The 19,481-nt window shown below is 73.1% G+C and carries 17 protein-coding genes and 3 tRNA genes; 11 read left to right on the top strand and 9 right to left on the bottom strand.

Features of this window, described 5'->3' with window-relative positions:
• Window positions 1-7 precede the first annotated feature (7 nt).
• Window positions 8-625, top strand: a complete 618-nt coding sequence (locus OG534_RS25305; protein ID WP_326590954.1) for a hypothetical protein — start codon at window positions 8-10, stop codon at window positions 623-625.
• Window positions 626-650: 25 nt separating this feature from the next.
• Here the strand turns inward: OG534_RS25305 and OG534_RS25300 are convergent, their stop codons facing one another.
• Window positions 651-1,361 carry an esterase/lipase family protein gene (locus OG534_RS25300; RefSeq protein ID WP_326590953.1) on the bottom strand — a complete coding sequence of 237 codons (711 nt, stop codon included), beginning with the start codon at window positions 1,359-1,361 and terminating at the stop codon, window positions 651-653.
• A gap of 212 nt (window positions 1,362-1,573) precedes the next feature.
• Here OG534_RS25300 and OG534_RS25295 point away from each other — a divergent pair, with 212 nt between their 5' ends.
• Together OG534_RS25295 and OG534_RS25290 are read left to right on the top strand one after the other, a co-directional pair.
• Entirely contained in the window at window positions 1,574-2,611 is a 1,038-nt protein-coding gene (locus OG534_RS25295; RefSeq protein WP_326590952.1) for a rod shape-determining protein, read from the top strand.
• Complete coding sequence (locus OG534_RS25290; RefSeq protein WP_326590951.1) at window positions 2,608-4,221, top strand: sensor histidine kinase; 1,614 nt, start codon at window positions 2,608-2,610, stop codon at window positions 4,219-4,221. The genes OG534_RS25295 and OG534_RS25290 overlap by 4 nt, the downstream gene beginning before the upstream one ends.
• A gap of 12 nt (window positions 4,222-4,233) precedes the next feature.
• Here the strand turns inward: OG534_RS25290 and OG534_RS25285 are convergent, their stop codons facing one another.
• Window positions 4,234-4,674, bottom strand: a complete 441-nt coding sequence (locus tag OG534_RS25285) for an Lrp/AsnC family transcriptional regulator (RefSeq protein WP_326590950.1) — start codon at window positions 4,672-4,674, stop codon at window positions 4,234-4,236.
• Between the two features lie 81 nt (window positions 4,675-4,755).
• On the opposite strand from OG534_RS25285, the gene OG534_RS25280 reads away from it, so the two are divergent.
• Together OG534_RS25280 and OG534_RS25275 are read left to right on the top strand one after the other, a co-directional pair.
• Window positions 4,756-5,646: a LysE family transporter gene (locus OG534_RS25280; RefSeq protein WP_326590949.1), complete on the top strand. Its 891-nt coding sequence runs from the start codon at window positions 4,756-4,758 to the stop codon at window positions 5,644-5,646.
• An 80-nt stretch (window positions 5,647-5,726) separates the two neighbouring features.
• Window positions 5,727-7,127 carry a carboxyl transferase domain-containing protein gene (locus OG534_RS25275; protein WP_326590948.1) on the top strand — a complete coding sequence of 467 codons (1,401 nt, stop codon included), beginning with the start codon at window positions 5,727-5,729 and terminating at the stop codon, window positions 7,125-7,127.
• 268 nt (window positions 7,128-7,395) lie between these two features.
• On the opposite strand, the gene OG534_RS25270 is transcribed toward OG534_RS25275, so the two are convergent.
• Entirely contained in the window at window positions 7,396-8,232 is an 837-nt protein-coding gene (locus OG534_RS25270; protein WP_326590947.1) for an AraC family transcriptional regulator, read from the bottom strand.
• A gap of 48 nt (window positions 8,233-8,280) precedes the next feature.
• On the opposite strand from OG534_RS25270, the gene OG534_RS25265 reads away from it, so the two are divergent.
• Window positions 8,281-8,643, top strand: a complete 363-nt coding sequence (locus OG534_RS25265) for a cupin domain-containing protein (protein WP_326590946.1) — start codon at window positions 8,281-8,283, stop codon at window positions 8,641-8,643.
• Between the two features lie 171 nt (window positions 8,644-8,814).
• Here OG534_RS25265 and OG534_RS25260 read toward each other — a convergent pair whose 3' ends face one another.
• On the bottom strand, window positions 8,815-10,074 hold the full coding sequence (locus tag OG534_RS25260) for an MFS transporter (protein WP_326590944.1): 1,260 nt from the start codon (window positions 10,072-10,074) through the stop codon (window positions 8,815-8,817).
• Between the two features lie 254 nt (window positions 10,075-10,328).
• Between OG534_RS25260 and OG534_RS25255 the strand changes: the two genes are divergently transcribed.
• Window positions 10,329-11,486, top strand: coding sequence for a carboxylate-amine ligase (locus tag OG534_RS25255; RefSeq protein WP_326590943.1), 1,158 nt, complete (start codon window positions 10,329-10,331; stop codon window positions 11,484-11,486).
• 66 nt (window positions 11,487-11,552) lie between these two features.
• Here the strand turns inward: OG534_RS25255 and OG534_RS25250 are convergent.
• The 3 genes from OG534_RS25250 to OG534_RS25240 form a co-directional block, all read right to left on the bottom strand.
• Window positions 11,553-11,626: transfer RNA gene (locus tag OG534_RS25250), tRNA-Ile, on the bottom strand.
• 191 nt (window positions 11,627-11,817) lie between these two features.
• Window positions 11,818-11,890: transfer RNA gene (locus OG534_RS25245), tRNA-Asn, on the bottom strand.
• A gap of 5 nt (window positions 11,891-11,895) precedes the next feature.
• Window positions 11,896-11,968, bottom strand: a tRNA-Asn gene (locus tag OG534_RS25240).
• Window positions 11,969-12,113: 145 nt separating this feature from the next.
• Here OG534_RS25240 and OG534_RS25235 point away from each other — a divergent pair.
• Together OG534_RS25235 and OG534_RS25230 are read left to right on the top strand one after the other, a co-directional pair.
• Window positions 12,114-12,416: a YtxH domain-containing protein gene (locus OG534_RS25235; RefSeq protein WP_326590941.1), complete on the top strand. Its 303-nt coding sequence runs from the start codon at window positions 12,114-12,116 to the stop codon at window positions 12,414-12,416.
• 97 nt (window positions 12,417-12,513) lie between these two features.
• The gene (locus OG534_RS25230) at window positions 12,514-13,962 is read left to right on the top strand and encodes an FGGY family carbohydrate kinase (RefSeq protein WP_326590940.1); all 1,449 of its coding nucleotides are present in this window, start codon (window positions 12,514-12,516) and stop codon (window positions 13,960-13,962) included.
• A 31-nt stretch (window positions 13,963-13,993) separates the two neighbouring features.
• On the opposite strand, the gene OG534_RS25225 is transcribed toward OG534_RS25230, so the two are convergent.
• A complete protein-coding gene (locus OG534_RS25225; RefSeq protein ID WP_326590939.1) occupies window positions 13,994-14,359 on the bottom strand; it encodes a hypothetical protein in 366 nt (121 codons plus the stop codon).
• A gap of 222 nt (window positions 14,360-14,581) precedes the next feature.
• On the opposite strand from OG534_RS25225, the gene OG534_RS25220 reads away from it, so the two are divergent.
• Together OG534_RS25220 and OG534_RS25215 are read left to right on the top strand one after the other, a co-directional pair.
• The gene (locus tag OG534_RS25220; protein WP_326590938.1) at window positions 14,582-16,315 is read left to right on the top strand and encodes an ABC transporter ATP-binding protein; all 1,734 of its coding nucleotides are present in this window, start codon (window positions 14,582-14,584) and stop codon (window positions 16,313-16,315) included.
• On the top strand, window positions 16,312-18,234 hold the full coding sequence (locus OG534_RS25215; RefSeq protein WP_326590937.1) for an ABC transporter ATP-binding protein: 1,923 nt from the start codon (window positions 16,312-16,314) through the stop codon (window positions 18,232-18,234). Before OG534_RS25220 ends, OG534_RS25215 begins: the two co-directional genes overlap by 4 nt.
• A gap of 57 nt (window positions 18,235-18,291) precedes the next feature.
• Here OG534_RS25215 and OG534_RS25210 read toward each other — a convergent pair whose 3' ends face one another.
• The gene (locus OG534_RS25210) at window positions 18,292-19,404 is read right to left on the bottom strand and encodes an RNA polymerase sigma factor (protein WP_442807149.1); all 1,113 of its coding nucleotides are present in this window, start codon (window positions 19,402-19,404) and stop codon (window positions 18,292-18,294) included.
• Window positions 19,405-19,481 lie beyond the last annotated feature (77 nt).

Below are 19,481 nucleotides of genomic sequence, written 5' to 3'. Positions count from 1 at the left end.
TTCCTCCATGACAACTTACGGGCCGGTCTCCTTCCAGTTGGTGTTGTTGCGGCGGATGGCGGACTTCCAGCCGGAGCTTGCCGACGAGGCCCGCCGCCGGCTGGGCGCCTCGCTCGCGGACCAGCGCGAGGCGAACAGGCGCTGGCAGGCGATGGTCCATCCCCCAGACTCCGTCCGGGGGGACCCCCAGTCCCGCTCCCGCGGCGCGCTGGCCCGGTACCGCTCGGTGCTCGGCCCGCCCGAGTCCGCCGAGCGCCGCACGATCGGCGATCTGGAGTGCGAGGCCCTGCTGTGGCCGCTGCCGCTCTGGCCGGCCCTGCGCTTCGAGGTGCTGGCGGCGCCGGACGGGGCGGTGTGGAACGAGTGGCTCGTCCGGGCGCCGGGCGCGCGGGGCCCCGTACTGGAGTCGCCGGACGACCTGCTGCCCTGGTCGGCGACGGTGGACGAGGTGGCACTGGCCTTCGCCCCCGTACGGCCGATGGAGGGCACCGCGCCGACCCGCTGGCGCCTGGCATTCGCCGCTCAGGGGCGCCCCTGCGTCGCGGAGTTCACGTACGGCCTGCTCCAGCGGGTCGCCGTCGGGGACGCCGCGGACCCCGCCGGGGGCGCGGCCGCCAGGAGTTAGGAGGCGGGGCTGCGGGGTTCAGGGGTCACGAGGCGAGGAAGGCGCGTACGCCCGCCGAGGTCCCGTCGTCCCCGAGCAGGTCGTTGTGCTCGAGGCAGCCGACCTGCGTGTTGGCGGCCCCGGTCAGCGGCACGCTGTCGTCCGGGTTGACGATCTCGTCGCAGTGGGACCAGAAGGTCGCGTACTTCACCGCGCCCGGGGTCTCGTCCCCGCCGTTCAGGTTCTTCACCACGTACGAACCGGGCGTCATGTCCCGGCACGCCTGGTCCCACAGGGCGCAGGCCCACGCGGTGGAGGTGCCGCGGTTGGGTCCGGCCAGCGAGACCCAGTGGCCGACGGTGGCCGCGCCGCCGCCGAACTTCACGTACCAGCGGCTCACCAGCGAGCCGAAGGAGTGCGCGACGACGTCGACCTTGGCGGCGCCGGTCTCGCGGCGGACCTGGTCGACGTAGGCGGCGAGCCGTCCGGTGAGGACCTCGTTGACGGACTGGTGGGTGTCGTAGCCGAAGGAGTGGAGCTCCGAGTCGGCGTACCCGGCGGCCCGCAGGTCCGCGCGCAGGGCTCCCCAGACGCCCGGATCGGCGTTGTAACCGTGCACGAAGACCACCGGATTGCGTGCTGACACCTGCTCGGACGACCCGGCCGGGCCCCGGTCGGCGGCGTGGGCCGCGAGGGGCGCCGTCAGCGTCAGGCAGAGCGTCAGAAGTGCCGGCAGGGCCTGTCGGGCCGTCAGCATCGAGTCCCCTTTACCTTGTTACGCGTGAGTAGCGCGTGCAGTGCGGGCATGGTGCTGCCTGTCGGTACAGAAATCCACCCCCATGCAGCCGCGAGGCACCCCCCGGCCGGAGCATCCCAACGGGCGGTCAGCCGTGAATGTCCGAGATGATATGGAATGTGACCGGCATTTCCGCCGGTTCTCTTGCGTCCGTGCCCTCGGGAGGATCTGCCGTGACCGTCAGTCTTGAGCAGTTGCGCCGCTGCCACGTCGCCGTCGACCTGGGGGCGGCCCGGACCCGCGTGTACGTCAAGGGCGCCGGCCTCGTGGTCGACGAGCCCAGCGTCGCCGCGGTCAACACGCGCACCGGCGCACTCATCGCCGTCGGCACCTTCGCCGAACGGATGACCGGCCGCACGCCCGACTACATCCGGGTCGTGCGCCCCGTCTCCGGCGGCACCGTCGTCGACATCGAGATGGCCCAGCGGATGCTGCGCCACCTCCTCGGCGAGAAGCTGCGGCGCGCCCTGCGCCGCAAGCCGCGGCTGCGGGCCGCCGCCTGCACCCCGCACGACGCGGACCCGCTCGCCCAGCGGGCGACGGTGGAGACCCTCGTCGGACTCGGCGCCCGGCGCGTCGAACTGGTCGACACCCTGATCGCGGCGGCCGTCGGCTGCGGACTGCCCGTGGAGCAGCCGACCGCGACGATGATCATGGTGTGCGGGGCCGCCGCCACCCAGGTGGCCGTCCTCTCCCTCGGCTCGATCGTCACCGCCGAGCGGATCCCGGTCGGCGGCGAGGCCATCGACCACGCGGTCGTCCAGCACCTGCGCCACGCGCACGAGCTGATGCTGCCCAGCCAGGCCGTCCGGCCGCTCCAACTGGCCCTGCACGGCAACGGCCTCACCGCCGAGGGACCGGCCTCCACCCTGATCCACGGCCGCGACGTGGCCACCGGACTGGCCCGTTCCGTCCACGTGGACACCGCGGCCGTGCGGGACGCCATCCACACCCCGCTGACCGCCGTCCTCGACGGCATCGGCAAGGTGCTGCGGGACTGCCCGCCGGACCTGGTGGCGGACCTGACGGACCGGGGAATCATGATGGTGGGCGGCAGCGCCCTGCTGCCGGGCCTGGACCAGATGCTGCGGGACGCCACCGGAATGCCCGTCGCCATCGCGGAACGGCCGGACGTGTGCGCCGTACTCGGTCTCGGCGCGATGCTCGAAGGGAAGATCGCCCCCATGGTCCTCAACCCGCTGTCCGAATGACCGACGCCGGGCACGAGCCCGAACGGCGGCCCGGCGGGGAAGCCGGCGAGCAACCCCGCGAGCAGCCCGAGGAGGACGGGGCGAGCCTCCCCGTCCTGCTGGAAGCCGTCCTCAGCGTCGGCTCCGAACTGGAGCTGCGCGCCACCCTCCAGCACATCGTGGAATCGGCGACCGAGCTGAGCGCAGCCCGGTACGGAGCGCTCGGGGTCGTCGACCCCGAGCGCGTCCGGCTGACCGAGCTGTTCACGTCCGGGCTCACCGAGGCGCAGCGGGCCGCCATCCCCCACCTGCCGGACGGGCGCTCCGGCCTGCTCGGGGTCCTCCTCAAGGACCCGCGCCCGCTCCTGCTGGACGACCTCACCCAGGACCCCCGGGCCGTCGGCCTCCCGCCGGGCCACCCTCCGATGCGCAGCTTCCTGGGCGTCCCGATCCGGGTGCACACCGAGGTCTTCGGCAACCTCTACCTCACCGAGAAGCGCGGCGGCGGCCCCTTCACGGACGAGGACCTCGCCCTGGTGCGCGTCCTCGCCACGCAGGCGGGCATCGCGATCGGCAACGCCCGGCTCTACGAGACCGCGCGCCGCCGGGAGCGCTGGATCGACGGCGCCGCCGCCGTGACCACGGCCCTGCTGGCCGGAGCCCCCGCGGCGGACGCCCTGAAGTGCGTGGCCGAACGGGCCCGGGTACTGGCGGACGCCGCGGCCGGCGTGGTGCTCCAGCCGACCCCCGAGGGCGGCATGGAGATCGTGGCCGCCTCCACGCACGCGGACCCCGGGGACCTGGTCGGCACGGCGATCGCCCCCGGCTCGCCGGTCCTGGAACAACTCCTCGGCGGCGAACCCGTCTTCATCGAGGACTCGGCGACGGATCCGCGGATGACCACGCACGTCCGGGAACGGTTCGGGCCGAGCATGATGCTTCCGCTGCAGAGCGGCGGCCGGCTGATCGGCACCCTGGCCCTGCCGCGCGCCCGCGGCGGACCCCCGTACGACGCGGTGGACCAGCTGCTCGCCTCACAGTTCGCCACGCACGCCGCGCTGGCCCTCGTCCTGGCGGACGCCCAGCACGACCGGGAGCAGCTCGCGGTGTACGAGGACCGCGACCGGATCGCGCGGGACCTGCACGACCTGGTGGTCCAGCGGCTCTTCGCCACCGAGATGATGCTCGAAAGCACCCGGCGGCGCGCCTCGAACGCCCCGTCCGGAGACACGGTGGGCGACGAACTCAGCCGCGCCGTCGACGAGCTGGACTCCACCATCCAGGAGGTCCGGACGGCCATCTTCGCCCTCCAGCAGCCGCCGACCGACGCCCCGACCACCTTCCGGGGGCGGGTCCTGCGCGAGACGAGCGGGGCCGCGGTCCTGCTCGGCTTCCAGCCGTCGGTGCACTTCGCGGGCGCGGTGGACGCCCTGCTTCCGGAGCCGGTGGCCGTCGCCCTGTTCTCCGCCCTGCGCACCGCCCTGGCCGCGGCGCACCGCCGGGGCGAGGCCACCTCCATGGAGGTGGTGGTGGAGGCGACCTCCTCCCGGGTCCGCCTCACCGTGGCGGACGACGGCCGCACCGCGGCGGGGCCCCGGGGCACGACGGTGACGTGGGAGTCGGCGCTGTAGGCGGCCGGTGCCTCAGGGCTGGCCGGGCCGGGTGGCCGCGCGCAGGGCGATCCGGGTGTTGGACTGGGCCACCCCCGCCTCCCGTTTCAGCCGGCGCAGCAGCGCGTCGAGGGCGGCGGGGTCGGCGGCCCGGGCGCGTACGAGGTAGTCGTGCTCGCCGGTCACGTGCACGACCTCGGTGATCCCGGACAGCTTGGCGACCTGCCGTTCGAACTCCTCGTTGGTGGTGTCCTGGCGCAGGGTGACGTCGATGAAGACGACGAGCCCGCCGGCGGTGTCGGCCGCCGGATCCACCACGACGGTGAACCCGCGGATCACCCCGTCCCGGCGCATCCGTCGCACCCGGTCGGCAGTGGCGTTGGCGCTGAGGCCGACGCGGACGCCGAGGTCCCGGTACGAGATCCGCGCATCCTGCTGCAGGATGCCGAGGATTTCCCTGTCGAGGCGGTCCATACCGCGATTGTCGCAGCCGGGCCCGTTATTCGCGCTCATCCCTCGGGGCCGGAGGCCGACCCTCGCCCTATGACCATGAGCATGAGCACGAGCGAACTGATGACACCGGCCCTGGCGGGCGCGGTCGCGGGGCTGGGCGTGGCGATGCCGATGGGCGCGATGAGCGTGCTGCTGCTCCAGGAGGCGATGCGGAGCCGCCGGACGGCGGTGGCCGCGGCCGCGGGCATCGCGGCGGTCGACCTCGGCTACGCGGCCCTCGCCACGGCCACGGGCCCCTGGGTGGCCTCCCACATCTCCCCGGTCGAAGCCTGGGTCCGCCTGGCCTCGGCGGCCATCCTCCTCACGATCGCAGCCCACGGCCTCTCCAAGGCCCACCCCACCTCACTGACACCAAATCCAGCCCCACCGGCGCCAAACCCAGCTTCGCCGGCGCTTGAGGCGCGGGGCCCGGGGCGGAGCCCCGATCTTTCAGCCGCACAGGCACCCCCAGCCCGGCCGGCACCAAACCCAGCCTCGCCGGCGTTTGAGGCGCGGGGTCCGGGGCGGAGCCCCGATCTTTCAGCCGCACAGGCACCCCCAGCCCGGCCGGCACCAAATCCAGCCCCGCCGGCGTTTGAGGCGCGGGGCCCGGGGCGGAGCCCCGCGTCCGGCACCGGCACCGGCACGCGCCCCGCGGCAAAGGCCTTCGCCCGCTACGTCGGCCTCACCGCCCTCAACCCCACCACCGCCCTCTACTTCGCCGCCCTCACCACCGCCCAGGGCGCCACCCTCCGCACCGGCCCGGCCGGAGCCGCCTTCCTCCTCGGCGTAGGCCTCGCCTCACTCCTCTGGCAGCAGACGCTCGCCGTCCTCGGCTCCCTCGCCGGCGCCCGCATCTCCGACACCGCCCGCGTCTGGACCTTCCGCCTCGGCTACGGCCTGGTCGCCGCCTACGCCCTCAAGATCGCCTTCCCCCTCCCCTCCCTCGGCTGACCCGCCACGCCCTCCCCGGCCCTCCCCCGCCCACCCACACCGCCCTGCCCGCCCGGCACGACACCCCCTAGGGTGACCCCGTGACGACGACCCGCCTCTCGGCCCGCGCGGCCATCGCCTCCGTGACCGACCCCGGCAGCTTCACCGAACTCCCCACCCCCCAACGGGAGTCCACCCCCGACGGCCCCCTCGCCTGGACCGGCTACGACGCCTCCCGCGCCCGCGCCGCCGAACGCACCGGCGAGCAGGAGTCCGTCGTCACCGGCACCGCCCGCATCGGCGGCCGCGAAGCCGCCGTGATCTCCTTCGAGTTCGGTTTCCTCGGAGGCTCGCTCGGCCGGCGCACCGGCGACCGGCTCGAAGCCGCGTACACGCACGCCCGCGAGCAGCGCCTCCCCCTCGTCTCGCTGATCGCCACCGGCGGCTCCCGGATGCAGGAGGGCATGCTCGCGCTGACCCAGCTTCAGCGCGTGGCCCGCCAGAGCGTCCTGACCCGGGCCGCGGGGCTCCCCCAGGTCGCCGTCCTGCGCGATCCGACCACCGGCGGCGGCTGGGCCACCCTCGGGGCCGGGGCCGACGTCGTCCTCGCGCTGCCCGGAGCCCAGGTCGGGTTCGCCGGCTCCCGGGTGCGCCCGGCGGACGCGGACCCGGCGGCCTACTGCGCCGAGGGCCAGTACGCCGCCGGCCACGTGGACGCCGTGGCCCCCGCCGCGCACCTGCCCGGCACCCTCGCCGACTGGCTCCGCGTGCTGGCCGCGCCCCGGCCGGCCGGGCCCGTCGAGCCCCCGGCCGCGCTGGCCGACGTACGGCCTCCGGCCACCGGCTGGGACGCCGTCCGTCAGGCCCGCCACCCGGACCGGCCGCGCGCCGAGGCGTACCTGGACGCGTACTTCGAGCTGCGCCTGCACCTCTCCGGTGACCGGGCGGGCGGCACCGACCCCGGCATGCTGTGCGGATTCGGGCTGCGCGAGGGCCGGGCCGTGGCGTACGCCGCCCAGTGCGGCACGGCCACCCGCCCGGCGGGCTACCGTACGGCCGCCCGCGTCATCCGCCTCGCGGACCGGCTCGGCATCCCCGTGCTCACCCTGGTGGACACCCCCGGCGCGGCCAACGACGCCGCCGCCGAACACGCGGGCGCGGGCGCGGCCATCGCGGACACCTTCGCGGCGGTGGCCGGGGCGGCCGTCCCCGTCACCACCCTGCTGATCGGCGAGGGCGGCTCGGGCGGCGCCCTCGCGCTGGCCGCGCCGGGGAACACCTGGGTCACCCCGGACAGCTACTTCTCGGTCATCGCCCCGGAACTGGCGGCGGCCATCCTCAAGCGCCCCCCGTCGGCCGCCCCGGCCACGGCGGACCAACTCCGCATCCGCCCCCAGGACCTGGTCTCCCTGGGCGTAGCCCGCGGCATCGTCCCTCCCACCACACCCAGCCCTCCCACCACACCCAGCCCGGCCGCCCCATCCAGCCCCGCCGGCGTTTGAGGCGCGGGGTCCGGGGCAGCGCCCCGGCTACGGCGCCGCACCTCACCCCCGCGCCTCACCCGACCCGGACCCGACTCGGCCCAGGCCCAACTCGGCCCAGGCCCCGCCCGGCCCCGGCCCCGGCCCTCTAACGCCGCCCCGCAGGCACCCGCGCAGGCACCCTCACATCCACCCGGTACAGCCGCGTCACCTGCTGCGCCGGCGCCGTCCGTCAGCAGCGGCAGCCGCGCGACGGCCCCGGCCGTCGGAGTGTCCCCGCGCCCCACCTTCAGCGAGTACAGCCCGACCGGGCGTACCGCGCCGGGCTGATCCCGACGTGCCGCCCGAAGTGCCGGGTCAGGTGCGCCTGGTCGTAGAACCCCGCCGCCACGGCCGCCTCGGCCGGCCGGACCCCCGTCAGCAGCAGCCGCCGCGCCGTCTCGACCCGGCGCCCGGTGAGGTAGGCGTGCGGCGGCAGCCCGTACGCCGTCCGGAAGCTCCGGATCAGCTGCGTGGGATGGGCGCGGCCCCCGAGTGCGCGCCCCAGCTCGGCCGACGCCTCCTCCAGCGTGATCCCCTCGGTCACCCGCGCGTCGAGCAGCTCCCGCAGCCGTACGGCGGCCTCCCGGCCCGACGGGCCGTCCGCCGGCGCCTCACGTCCCGTCAGCCACCGGTGCAGCCGCTCCCGTACGAAGGCCAGCCGCGACTGGGCCTCGAGGGAATCCCCCTCCCCGAGCGCGAGCGCCAGATGCAGTCCGTGCACGCGCTCGCGCAGCACGGGATCGGCCAGCAGCGGGGCGTCGACGGCGGCTCCGGTGAGCCGCTCCGGCAGGACCGAGGTGTCCAGGTACAGCACGCGCTTGCGGAAACCCGCCTCGGTCACGGTCCGCCCGTCGTGGACCACCCCGGGCGGCAGCAGGATGACCTGGTCCGACACCCCGGCGCCGTGCCGTTCCCGGTCGAGCGCGAAGTCCACCCGCCCGCCGTCCACGATCATCAGTGCCCAGGTGTCGTGCACATGGGCCGGGTACGCGTGCTCGGTGAAGCGGGCGTGGAAGACCTCGGCGATGCCCGGCACCGACGGCTTCCAGGCGGAGACGGTGCTGCGCGGACGTATCGCGGCCATGTCAGGAACGTACAAGACCATCCGCGGGCGGGCCGCCAGGCTGTCCACATGACGACACACAAGGTCAACATCTCCGACAAGCTGGCCGGCTTCACCGAGCAGTGGGCCCCTCGCCGCATCGCCCGCGTGAACGACTACGAGGTCAAGCTCGCCCGGCTGCAGGGCGAGTTCGTCTGGCACACCCACGAGGACACCGACGAGCTGTTCCTGGTCGTCGGCGGCACGCTGACGATCGGCCTGCGCGACGGGGACGTGGTCCTGGGCCCGGGCGAGATGTACGTCGTCCCCCGCGGGGTGGAGCACTGCCCGTCGGCGGACGAGGAGGCGCAGATCCTGCTGTTCGAGCCGGCCGGCACCGTCAACACCGGCTCCGCGGGCGGCGACCGCACCCGGGAGCCGGTGGAGGCGTAGCCGGGCCGATTGCGACCGGGGCGGGTGTGTGTCGGGGTGATCCCCGCAGGGTGCCGAACGCAACGAGGCCCGGTCCTCCGGCCCCCGGCGCGCGCCCGGGCGCGGCGCGATCGTCCCCCCGGCCCGGACCGAGCGGCGCAGCCAACCGGCCCTGCCCAGCGGTCCCGGCGGCTACGCCTGCGGGGACCGCGCGTCGTACCGGGCGAAGTTCCGCCACCGCAGCGCGAGCAGGCACAGCACGAGCACACAGGCCAGCCCGCCGCCCGTGACGGCCACGCCCGGGGAGGTCAGGTCGGCGGCGGTCCCGGCGAGGAAGTCGCCGAGCCGGGGCCCGCCCGCGACGACCACGATGAAGACGCCCTGTAGGCGGCCGCGCATCTCGTCGGGGGTGGCGGCCTGGAGCATGGTGGTGCGGAACACCATCGAGACGGTGTCCGCGCACCCGGCCAGGGCCAGGAAGAACAACCCGAGCCACAGGTTCCGGGTGAGTCCGAACGCGGCCATGGCCGCTCCCCAGCCGGCCACGGAGAGCAGGATCGCCAGCCCGTGCCGCCGGATGCGGCCCTGCCAGCCGGAGAACAGCCCGCCCAGCAGCGCCCCGGCGGCGATCGCGGCCACCATCAGGCCGACCGTCTTCGCGTCGCCGCCGTACCAGAGCACGGCGATGGCCGGGAACAGCGCCTTGGGCTGCGCCAGCACCATGGCGGCCATGTCGGTGAAGAAGGTCATCCGGATGTTGGGCCGGGTCCCGAGGAAGCGCAGCCCGTCGACGACGGAGGCCCGGCCCCGCGCCTCGTCGGCGCGGTCGGGTTTCATCGACGGCAGCCGCCACATCGCGTAGAGGGCGGCGGAGAAGGTCACCGCGTCGATCAGGTACGCCGCCTGGTAGCCCCCGAGGGCGACGATCAGCCCGCCCAGTGCGGGGCCGACCATCGTCCCGAAGGTCATGGTCACGGAGTTCAGGGCGTTGGCGGCGGGCAGCTGCTCGGCCGGCAGCAGCCTGGGGATCATGGCGGACCGCGCCGGCCCGGTGAGCGCCCCGCACACCGCCTGGAGCGCGACGATGGCGTACAGGAACCAGACCCGGTGGTAGTCGAGCAGTGCGGCCCCGGCGAGCGCGACCGACAGCGCGGCGGCGCCGAGGGAGCTGTAGAGGCCAAGCTTGCGCCGGTCCACGGTGTCGGCGATGGCACCGCCGTAGAGCCCGAAGACGACGAGCGGGACGAGCGAGAAGAGGCCGACGAGCCCGACGGAGAAGCTGGACCGGGTGATGTCGTAGACCTGGAGCGAGATCGCGAGGGCGGTCATCGCCTGGCCGACCCAGGAGATGGTGCCGCCGATCCACAGCCGCCGGTAGTCCACGGAGGCGAGCGGCGTGAGGTCGGCGAATATGCGCCGCTTGGGTCGGGTGGGCTCGGCGGTACGGGTCACCCCGGATGATAACCACCGGCCCTCCGGCGGCCGGGGCCCGCCCCGACGGCCCTGCGGCGGTCCGCCCCGCCGGCCGTCCCGGTCCGCGGCTCCCCCCTCCCGCACCACTCGCCCCATGCGGCCCGGGGATCGCGCCGCGGGTGGCCCTTTGCCGGTAACTCGCCACTATCACCGGACATTTGACTGATTCGACGTGCGCTCCTCACCTCGTGTTCAGCTCATGATGAAAAGACTCGTATGTCCAGGGAGGCGTAGTGATCGAACCTGGCAACAGCACCACGAGCACCGGCACCACGCAGAAAACGGTGCACACCACCGTCCCCCTCACCGTCGGCGTCGAGGAGGAGTTCCTGCTCGTCGACGCCCGCACCTTCCGGGTGTCCCCCGCCGCCCCGCTGGTCCTCGCGACGGCCGGCGGCCTGCCGGGCGAGCTGCACCCCGAGGGCACCCGCTACCAGGTGGAGATTTCCACCCCGATAGCCCACTCGGCGGCTTCGCTGCGCACGGAGCTCGCCGCCCTGCGGCGCACCCTCGGCCGGGCGGCCCGCGCCCACGGCTGCCGGCTGCTGGCCGCGCCCTCGCCGGTCGTCGCCGTGGAGGGGCCGCTGCACCTGACCGACGACGAGCCGCGCCAGCGCGAGCAGCACCGCCGCTTCGGCGCGCTCACCGACACGCTGGTCAGCTGCGGCCGCCACATCCACATCGGCACGCTCGACGTGGACACGGCGGTGGCCGTGTCCAACCGGATCAGACCCTGGCTGCCCACGCTGATCGCGCTGGCCGCCAACTCGCCGTTCTGGGGCGGCCGTGACACCGGTCATGCCAGCTGGCGGGCGATGGCCTGGTCGGGCTGGCCCTCGGCGGGTCTGCCTCCGCACCACGCGTCCACGGCCCACTTCCGGCGCTCGGTGCAGACCCTGCTCGGCTCCGGGGCGGCCCTGGACACCAAGATGGTCTATTGGGACCTGCGCCCCTCCGGGCACTGGCCGACGCTCGAGATCCGGGCGCCCGACATGTCCCCGGACATCGACTCGGCCATCCTCCAGGCCGAACTGGCCCGCGCACTGGTGGCCACGGCCCTGCACGAGATCGAGGAGCAGCGCCCGGAGCCGGCCGTACGGGACGAGGTACTGCGCCTCGCGCGCTGGCGGGCGGCCCACGACGGGCTGGAGGGCTTCGGGCTGGACCCGTACACGGGGGCGGAGCTCCCCGCGGCGGACCTCGCGGAGGCCCTGCTGGACCTGGTCGCCCCGGAACTGGCCGCCTCGGGCGACCTGGACCACGCGGCCAAGAACCTGGCCCGCCTGCTGCGCGACGGCTCGGGCGCCCACCGCCAGCGCGTGGCGTACGCCCGCCGCCAGGACCTGACGGACGTACTGCGCCATCTCGCGGACGAAACGGAGGACTTCTAAGCCCGCAAGTGATCCGGAACACGCCAAAGCCGCAGGTGCGATCGTTTCTGCACCTGCGGCTTGCAGTGGGGCGGGTGGGACTCGAACCCACGGCCGACGGATTATGAGTCCGCTGCTCTAACCGGCTGAGCTACCGCCCCTTCACGGCGTGGCGCGTACACGTGTGCGCGCCGTCTGCCGCAGCATAGCCGCTCATACGATCTCCTGCCTCGGATGCCTCGCATGATCGGCTTCGCCTGTTCAGAGAGACCGCGCTGAGGGCTGCCCGGTTCCCGGAAGAGGCGGCAAAGAAAAGAAGAGGACCCCGTAGGGGCCCTCTTCCTCTTCCTTGCTCCCCCGGCTGGACTCGAACCAGCAACCCTCCGGTTAACAGCCGAATGCTCTGCCAATTGAGCTACAGGGGACCGCGCTCCCCCGACTGGACTCGAACCAGTAACCTGCCGGTTAACAGCCGGCTGCTCTGCCAATTGAGCTACAGGGGATTGCTGCGGTGCATCGAACAGCCCACCTCCGGCCTTGCCGGGGGGCGAGTGCCCGTTGCGAGTCATAGATTAGCGCAAGCAGGGGGGTGCTCCGCCAATCGGTATCGCCAGCAGGCCGGGCACCACACGACGAAGGGTGGCAGGCATGCGGTACAAGGTCACGTTCGTGGTCGGACTGGCCCTCGGGTACGTGCTCGGAACCCGGGCCGGACGCGAGCGCTACGAGAAGCTGAAGAAGTCCGCGCGGGAGATCGCGCAGAACCCTGCGGTGCGCAACGCCGCCGAGACCGCGGGCCACACCGGGCGCGAGTACGCCGGGAAGGCCTTCGCCGTCGTGAGCGCGAAGGTCGGCGACGCCGTACCGGACTCGCTCGCCGGGCGGGTCCGGGGGCTGCGCGGCCGGGTCGGCGGCGGCGCCGACGACGAATGGGGCACCAGCAACACCTGAGGCACACAGGTCCGCGCGATGGGGCCCACGGGACCTGTGAGGTTCCGGGGGCTCCGGAGCGGTGGATACCGGCCCCGCGTGCGGCAGAATTCACCACATGGGGATAGTCGCCGGGCTGGACAGTTCTTCCGCCTTCACACGCATAGTCGTCTGTGACACCGAGACCGGCGCCGTGCTGCGCCAGGGGTACGCACCCCATCCGCAGCCCACGGGCGAACCCGACGGCGCGCACCCCCACGAGACCGATCCACAGGCCTGGCTGCTCTCGCTCGGCGAGGCCGCCGGCGGCGGGCTCCTCGAAGGGGTCCAGGCCATAGGGGTCTCCGCACAGCAGCACGGCCTGCTGCCGCTGGACCCGCAGGGCGGGCTGGTGCGTCCGGCCCTGGTCGGCAACGACAAGCGCGGGCAGGTCGCCGCCGCCGACCTGATCGAGGCGTTCGGCGGCCGGCAGGCGTGGGCCGAGGCGGTGGGCTCGGTCCCGCAGGCCTCTCAGCCGATCGCGAAGCTGGCCTGGCTGGCCCGCACCGAGCCCGAGGCGGCCCGCCGGGTGGCCGTGCTGATGTCCCCGCACGACTGGCTGGTCTGGCAGCTGCTGGGCCGCCCGGCCCGGCGGACCACCGACCGCGGTGGCGCCTCCGGTACCGGCTACTGGTCGGCCGCCGCCGGAGCCTGGCGGCCCGACCTGGTCGAGCTGGCGCTCGGGCACCGGGCGCTGCTGCCCGAGGTGCTCGGCCCGGCCGACGCCGCCGGGACCACGCCCGAGGGGCTGCTGATATCCGCCGGCACCGGCGAGACGATGGCCGCCGCGCTCGGGCTGGGGCTGGGCCCCGGCGACGCGGTGGTCTCGCTCGGTGCCTCCGGTTCGGTGATGGCGGTGCACCACGAGGCGCTGTCGGAGCCGGGCGGGCTGATCACCTCCCTGGCCGACGCCACCGGCATGCACCTGCCGGTCGTGAACACCTCCAATGCCGTACGGGCCCTGCGCGGCACCGCCGAGCTGCTCGGCACCGATCTGGAGGGGCTGTCCGCGCTCGCGCTGAAGTCGACGCCGGGGGCGCACGGCCTCGTACTCCTGCCCTACCTGGAGGGTGAGCGGACGCCGAACCTGCCGCACGCCGCCGGGACCCTGACGGGGCTGCGCCGGGACTCGATGAAGCCGGAGCACGTGGCCCGGGCCGCCTTCGAGGGCATGCTGTGCGGGCTGGTGGACGCGCTGGACGTGCTGCGCTCGCGCGGGGTCGAGATCCGCCGGGTGTTCCTGCTGGGCGCGGCGGCCGAGCTGCCCGCCGTACAAGCCGCCGCACCGGGGCTGTTCGGGACGCAGATCGTCGTACCGGCGCCGGCCGACTACGCGGCGCTGGGCGCGGCCCGTCAGGCGGCCTGGGCGCTCGGCGTGGCGCAGGGCACGCACGCTCCGCACACGCCGCCGCACTGGCCGGCCCCCGCGGCGCAGGTCTTCGAGCCCGGCGAGGAGTTCCCGGCCTGGCAGGCGGTGCGCCAGCAGTACATCGCGACGCGCGAGCAGATCCACCCCGGGGCGTTCTAGGGACGGGCGGGGGCACCGTCCGGGTGGCGGTTCAGGCCAGCTGGGCCGCCACGTGCTTGACCACCGCGTCGAACTCCGCCGTCGGCGAGAAGTCGATGTACTCGGTGTCCTCGACGGCCTCCGGGGCGTGGCCGGGTGCCCAGTAGAAGGCCTCGCCGGCCGAGTAGAGCGTGTCGCCGTCCCTGGTGTGCATCTTGACCTTGCCCTTGAGTACGTAGCCCCAGTGCGGGCACGTGCACAGATCGTCCGGCAGCCCCTTGAACGCCGGGCTCATGTCCACGCCCTTGTCGAACCGCACGAACGCGACGGTGAAGTCCCCGCCGATCTCGCGCGTGCGCAGTTCCGCTCCGTCGGTGTCGAAGGCGACGGGCGCCTGCTCCCGTGTCGTGGCCGTCATGACTCCTCCACGGTGATCTGCTCCGGTGGTCCGGAGCCTTCCCCCTGGCCCCCGTCTTCCCAGTCTCCGCCCGGCCCGGCCCCGCCGCCCGGTGCACGGACCCAGGTCCCGGGGCGCCCGGGTACTCCTTTTGACCGGCCTTTGCGAAATCCGGTGGGGATCGCAGGGCCGTTTGGCCGAAGATGGGTCGAACCCCTCGATCTTGCCGACCGGAGCCTGCGCGTGCTCATACGACTTCTGCGGACCCATCTGGGGCCGTACCGGAAACCCGTCGCCGTGCTGGTCCTGCTGCAGCTGCTGCAGACCAGCGCGAGCCTCTACCTGCCCACGCTCAACGCGGACATCATTGACAACGGTGTCGTGACCGGTGACACCGGCTACATCCTGCGCTTCGGCGCGCTGATGCTCGGCGTCTCGCTCGTCCAGCTCGTCTGCAACGCCGGCGCGGTCTACTACGGCGCCCGCACGGCGGCGGCCTTCGGCCGGGACGTCCGCGCCGCCGTCTTCGACCGCGTGCAGAGCTTCTCCGCGCGGGAGCTCGGCCAGTTCGGCGCCCCGTCGCTGATCACCCGTACGACGAACGACGTCCAGCAGGTCCAGATGCTGGTGCTGATGACCTTCACCCTGATGGTCTCGGCCCCGATCATGTGCGTCGGCGGCATCGCCATGGCGCTCTCGCTCGACGTGCGGCTTTCCGGCGTCCTGCTCGCCGTGGTGCCCGTGCTCGGGATCTCGGTCGGCGCCATCGTCTTCAGGACGCGGCCGCTGTTCCGCCAGATGCAGGACCGTCTGGACACCGTGAACCGGGTCCTGCGCGAGCAGATCACCGGCAACCGCGTGATCCGTGCCTTCGTCCGCGACGACTACGAGAAGGACCGTTTCCGCGACGCCAACGCCGACCTCACCGGCATCTCGCTGGCCTCCGGCAAGCTCCTGGCCTACATGTTCCCCACGGTCATCGTGGTCGTGAACATCTCCAGCGTCGCCGTCATCTGGTTCGGTGCGATGCGCGTCGACAGCGGCGGCATGGAGATCGGCCAGCTGACCGCCTTCCTCGCCTACCTGATGCAGATCGTCATGGCCGTGATGATGGCCACCTTCATGTTCATGATTGTGCCGCGCGCCGAGGTCTGCGGGGAGCGCATCCAGGAGGTCCTGGACACCGACTCCAGCGTGGTCCCGCCCAAGGACCCGGTGCGCGAACTCGCCCGCCGCGGCCTGCTGGAGCTGCGCGGCGCCGACTTCCGCTACCCGGGCGCGGAGGCCCCGGTGCTGCGCGGGGTGGACCTGGTGGCCCGCCCCGGCGAGACCACGGCGGTGATCGGCTCCACCGGAAGCGGCAAGTCCACGCTGCTCGGCCTGGTTCCGCGCCTGTTCGACGCGACCGGGGGCGCGGTGCTCGTCGACGGGGAGGACGTCCGCGGGCTCGACCCCGACCTGCTGGCCAGGACGGTCGGCATGGTTCCGCAGAAGCCGTACCTGTTCTCCGGAACCGTCGCTTCCAACCTGCGCTACGGGCGCCCGGACGCGAGCGACGAAGAGCTGTGGCAGGCCCTGGAGGTGGCCCAGGCCAAGGAGTTCGTCTCCGCGCTGGAAGGCGGCCTGGAGGCTCCCGTCACACAGGGCGGAACCAATGTCTCCGGCGGCCAGCGCCAGCGTCTGGCGATCGCCCGCACGCTCGTGCAGCGCCCGGAGATCTACCTCTTCGACGACTCCTTCTCGGCCCTGGACTACGCGACGGACGCGGCGCTGCGCGCGGCGCTCGCCCGCGAGACGGAGGACGCGACCGTGGTCATCGTCGCCCAGCGGGTCGCCACGATCCGCGACGCCGACCGGATCATCGTCCTGGACGAGGGCCAGGTGGTGGGCGAGGGGCGCCACCACGAGCTGATGGCCGGCAACGAGACCTACCGGGAGATCGTGCTCTCCCAGCTGACGGAGGCGGAGGCCGCATGAGCGGACCCGGAGGACGGATGATGATGGGGCCGGCGACGCGCTCCATGGACTTCAAGGGATCGGGCAAGCGGCTGCTGGGCCAGCTCGCGCACGACCGGGCCAGGATCTGGGGCATGGTCGCGGCCGTCGTCGCCAGCGTCGGCTGCGCGGTGGTCGGGCCGAAGATCCTGGGCGAGGCCACCGACCTGGTGTTCGCGGGGATCGTGGGCCGGGAGATGCCCGCAGGGACGACCAAGCAGCAGGCCCTGGACGGGTTGCGCGCCGACGGCCACGACGGCATGGCGGACATGCTCTCCGGGACCGACTTCACCCCGGGGCAGGGCATCGACTTCGGCGCCGTCGGGGTGGTGGCGATCTGGGCGCTGGTGGTCTTCACCCTGGCCGGCCTGCTGATGCTGGTCGCGACCCGGCTGTCGAACCACATCATGAACGGCACCGTCTACCGGATGCGCGAGGAGCTCCAGGCGAAGCTGTCGCGGCTGCCGCTGTCGTACTTCGACCAGCAGAAGCGCGGCGAGGTGCTGAGCCGGGCCACGAACGACATCGACAACATCGGCCAGACGCTGCAGCAGACGATGGGTCAGCTGCTGAACTCGCTGCTGACCATCCTCGGCGTGCTCGCGATGATGTTCTGGATCTCGCCGCTGCTGGCGCTGGTCGCGCTGGCGACCGTGCCGCTCTCGGTCTTCGTCGCGGCGAAGATCGGCAAGAAGTCGCAGCCGCAGTTCGTGGCGCAGTGGAAGACGACCGGTGCGCTGAACGCCCACATCGAGGAGATGTACTCGGGGCACAACCTGGTCAAGGTCTTCGGCCGGCAGAAGGAGTCCGCGGCGCTCTTCGCCGAGCAGAACGAGGCGCTGTACCGGGCGTCCTTCAAGGCGCAGCTGGTCAGCGGCATCATGCAGCCCGTGATGCTCTTCATCTCGAACATCAACTACGTGCTGATAGCCGTGGTCGGCGGGCTCCGGGTCGCCTCCGGCACCCTGTCGATCGGTGACGTGCAGGCCTTCATCCAGTACTCGCGGCAGTTCTCGATGCCGCTGACGCAGGTGGCGTCGATGGCGAACCTCGTGCAGTCCGGTGTCGCCTCGGCGGAGCGGGTCTACGAGCTGCTGGACGCGGCCGAGCAAGAGCCGGACGCCGAGGTTCCGGAGCGGCCGCGGGAGCTGCGCGGCCAGGTGACCTTCGACAAGGTGGCCTTCCGCTACGAGCCGGACAAGCCGCTGATCGAGAACCTCTCGCTGTCGGTCGAGCCGGGCCACACGGTCGCGATCGTCGGCCCGACGGGCGCCGGCAAGACGACGCTGGTGAACCTGCTGATGCGGTTCTACGAGGTCACGGGCGGCGAGATCGGCCTCGACGGGGTGGACATCGCGAAGATGACGCGCGAGGAACTGCGCGCCGGCATCGGCATGGTGCTCCAGGACACCTGGCTGTTCGGCGGCACGATCGCCGAGAACATCGCCTACGGTGCCTCGCGCGAAGTCACGCGCGCCGAGATCGAGGAGGCGGCGCGGGCCGCGCACGCGGACCGCTTCATCCGCACGCTGCCGGACGGCTACGACACCGTCCTGGACGACGAGGGCGCGGGGGTCAGCGCGGGCGAGAAGCAGCTGATCACCATCGCCCGGGCGTTCCTGTCGGACCCGGTGATCCTGGTGCTCGACGAGGCGACGAGCTCGGTGGACACCCGTACCGAGGTGCTGATCCAGAAGGCGATGGCGCGGCTCGCGCACGGCCGTACGTCCTTCGTGATCGCGCACCGGCTCTCCACGATCCGCGACGCGGACGTGATCCTGGTGATGGAGAGCGGCTCGATCGTGGAGCAGGGCACGCACGAGGAGCTGCTGGCGTCGGGCGGCGCGTACGCGCGGCTGTACGCGGCGCAGTTCGCGCAGGCGGTCGCCGAGGTCGACTAGGGGCGCGGCGGGGGCTGGGTGGGGGCGGGGACGCCTTGCGGGGCGCCCCGCCGCCGTTCAGTCCAGGTAGCCGCGGAGCTGGTCGGCGAAGGCGTGGTCGCGGAGCTTGTTGAGGGTCTTGGACTCGATCTGGCGGATCCGCTCGCGCGTCACGCCGAAGATCCGGCCGATCTCCTCCAGGGTGCGCGGCCGCCCGTCGGCGAGGCCGTACCGCAGCTGCACGACCTTGCGCTCGCGTTCGCCGAGCGTCGACAGCACGGCTTCCAGGTGCTCGCGCAGCAGGAAGAAGGCGGCCGACTCCACGGGTGAGGTGGCGTCACCGTCCTCGATGAGGTCGCCGAGCGCGACGTCGTCCTCCTCGCCCACCGGGGCGTGCAGGGAGACCGGCTCCTGGGCGAGGCGGAGCACCTCCAGGACCCGCTCGGGGGTCAGCTCCAGGTGGACGGCGACCTCTTCGGCGGTGGGCTCGTAGCCGCGCTCCTGGAGCATGCGGCGCTGGACGCGGACGACGCGGTTGATCAGCTCGACCACGTGGACGGGTACGCGGATGGTCCGGGCCTGGTCGGCGAGGGCCCGGGACATCGCCTGCCGGATCCACCAGGTGGCGTAGGTGGAGAACTTGTACCCGCGGGCGTAGTCGAACTTCTCCACGGCCCGGATGAGCCCGAGGTTGCCCTCCTGCACGAGGTCGAGCATGGTGAGCCCGCGGCCCACGTACCGCTTCGCGACGGAGACGACGAGCCGCAGGTTCGACTCGATGAGACGGCGCTTGGCCATCCGCCCCATGACGACGAGCTTGTCGAGGTCGAGGGCGAGCTGGGAGTCGAGGTCCGGTGTGCTGCCGAGTTTCTCCTCGGCGAACAGCCCCGCCTCGACGCGCCGGGCGAGGTCCACCTCCTCTGCGGCGGTGAGCAGCGGGATCCTGCCTATCTCGCGGAGGTACTGCCGGAACAGATCCGCGGAAGGTCCCGCTCCGCCCCCGCTGTCGCTGCTGCTCCGCCTGCGCTGCACGGGCACCGGCTCGATCAGCTCCAGTACCTCGGGCTCTTCGTCCACGGCCTTGGCCTCCGAGGACTCGCTCACGTTCACGGTCAGGGTCCGGGTCTGCACGGGGGCGACCTCCAGGGCTCCGAGGACGGGGGCACCGCACCTCAGTGTGGGGTACGACACATCGCGGCCACGAGGGGCGTGCGAGCACTTTCTGAGTCCCCTGCGTGACGCATGGTTACCCCCCGCCCGGAACCCCG

Source organism: Streptomyces sp. NBC_01294 (genome assembly GCF_035917235.1).
Classification (GTDB): domain Bacteria; phylum Actinomycetota; class Actinomycetes; order Streptomycetales; family Streptomycetaceae; genus Streptomyces; species Streptomyces caledonius.
This window is presented reverse-complemented; position numbering and strand designations above follow the sequence as displayed.

Coding starts and splice junctions, on each gene's coding strand:
- OG534_RS25305 (WP_326590954.1), top strand. CDS start 8: ATGACAACTTACGGGCCGGTCTCCTTCCAGTTGGTGTTGTTGCGGCGG.
- OG534_RS25300 (WP_326590953.1), bottom strand. CDS start 1,361: ATGCTGACGGCCCGACAGGCCCTGCCGGCACTTCTGACGCTCTGCCTG.
- OG534_RS25290 (WP_326590951.1), top strand. CDS start 2,608: ATGACCGACGCCGGGCACGAGCCCGAACGGCGGCCCGGCGGGGAAGCC.
- OG534_RS25285 (WP_326590950.1), bottom strand. CDS start 4,674: ATGGACCGCCTCGACAGGGAAATCCTCGGCATCCTGCAGCAGGATGCG.
- OG534_RS25280 (WP_326590949.1), top strand. CDS start 4,756: ATGAGCACGAGCGAACTGATGACACCGGCCCTGGCGGGCGCGGTCGCG.
- OG534_RS25270 (WP_326590947.1), bottom strand. CDS start 8,232: ATGGCCGCGATACGTCCGCGCAGCACCGTCTCCGCCTGGAAGCCGTCG.
- OG534_RS25265 (WP_326590946.1), top strand. CDS start 8,281: ATGACGACACACAAGGTCAACATCTCCGACAAGCTGGCCGGCTTCACC.
- OG534_RS25235 (WP_326590941.1), top strand. CDS start 12,114: ATGCGGTACAAGGTCACGTTCGTGGTCGGACTGGCCCTCGGGTACGTG.
- OG534_RS25230 (WP_326590940.1), top strand. CDS start 12,514: ATGGGGATAGTCGCCGGGCTGGACAGTTCTTCCGCCTTCACACGCATA.
- OG534_RS25225 (WP_326590939.1), bottom strand. CDS start 14,359: ATGACGGCCACGACACGGGAGCAGGCGCCCGTCGCCTTCGACACCGAC.
- OG534_RS25215 (WP_326590937.1), top strand. CDS start 16,312: ATGAGCGGACCCGGAGGACGGATGATGATGGGGCCGGCGACGCGCTCC.